Origin of the sequence: Azospirillum isscasi (genome assembly GCF_030849505.1) — a bacterium.
GTDB lineage: Bacteria > Pseudomonadota > Alphaproteobacteria > Azospirillales > Azospirillaceae > Azospirillum > Azospirillum isscasi.
This window is the reverse complement of record NZ_JAUJFI010000348.1, coordinates 1-1,439: the sequence shown is the minus strand read 5'-3', so window position 1 is coordinate 1,439 and position 1,439 is coordinate 1. Positions and strand designations below refer to the sequence as shown.

At 70.3% G+C, this 1,439-nt stretch carries 1 protein-coding gene; it reads right to left on the bottom strand.

Going from position 1 to position 1,439, the window contains the following annotated elements; genetic code table 11:
• Positions 1 to 1,393, bottom strand: a 1,393-nt coding sequence (locus QSG27_RS28910; RefSeq protein ID WP_306712294.1) for an IS30 family transposase, incomplete at its 3' end; no start/stop codon positions are given.
• Positions 1,394 to 1,439: the final 46 nt, after the last annotated feature.

Below are 1,439 nucleotides of genomic sequence, written 5' to 3'. Positions count from 1 at the left end.
GCCGTCCCCCCTTATCGATGGATTGGAGGAGTTCGTCCAGCGCCTCGGCGGGAGTTTTCCAGCCGAGGGTTTTGCGCGGCCTTGAGTTCAGGGCGAGAGCGACCGCCGCCAGGGACTTGGCGTCATGCACGGTGAGGTCGGTCCCCTTGGGGAAGTACTGGCGCAGCAGCCCATTGGTGTTCTCGTTGGTACCGCGCTGCCAGGGGCTGCGCGGATCGCAGAAATAGACGGCGAGCCCGGTGTCGATCCGGAGATCGGCATGGCGGGCCATCTCCGATCCTTGATCCCAGGTCAGCGATTGGCGGAGTTGGGCGGGCAAGGTCGTGATCGTACGTGCGATGGCATCGCGGACGGCCCCGGCCCCGTGGCCGGCCAGCGCCGGGCCATTGCTGACCCGCGGGCCGCTGGCGTGCCCCGGCATCGGGGGCAGATGGAGCAGCATGGTGAACCGCGTCGTGCGTTCCACCAAGGTGCCGATCGCCGATCCGCCCAAGCCGATGATGAGATCGCCCTCCCAGTGCCCCGGCACCGCCCGGTGCGCGACCTCGGCCGGGCGTTGGCTGATCAGGATCTCCGGGGTGATGAAGGCCTTGCCGCGCTTGCGGGTCCGCGCCATCGGAACGCGCAACGCCCGCCCACTGCGCAGGCAGGCGGTCAACTCGCGGCGCAGCGCCCCCCGGCCTTGAATGAACAGCGCTTGGTAAATCGCCTCATGGCTGATGCGCATCGCCGGGTCCTCCGGGAAGTCGAGCCGCAGGCGCCGGGCGATCTGTTCGGGGCTCCACGCCTTGGCCCACCGCCGGTCCTGTCGGCGCCCATGACGGCGCGCTTTCCAGGTCACGGCCGGCCCAGGGATCGCCGCTCCATCGGGCGCCACCACCGTGCCGGCCAGCCGCTCCTGCAAGTAGGCGCGCAGCGTTGGATTGACCACCAGCTTGGCCGGCTTGGGCCGGCGCGCCGAACGCTCAGCGTGCCATTGCGCGGTCGTCGCCCGATACTCCAACCCGCCCCCGCGGGTGGCGGCATTGCGCCGCAGCTCCCGGGAAATGGTCGAGGCGGCGCGCCCCAACTGGCGAGCGATCTCCCGCACGCCGAGCCCCTGGGCCCGCCGCAGCGCGATCTCCTCCCGCTCCGCAAACTGCAAATACCGGTCTGACGGCAGCTTGGCCGATGATGCAAACCCCGCTGGTGGCATACCCCCCGCCTCCCGGAACCACCGTGCCCCCACCGCGGGCGACACGCCGGCCAGGGATGCCGCATCCTCGCTCGATTGTCCCGTCGCAATCGCTGACCAGAACCGCCGACGATCCTCACGTTGCGCCGCAGGGGGCCGGCCAGGGGACCGTAGGGCGGCCCGCCCAGATCGATCAGATCGCCGCTTCCGCGTCTTCATCGCAACCTCCCTCCTCAGGCCGTTGCGACGACCGCTTGAATCCGCC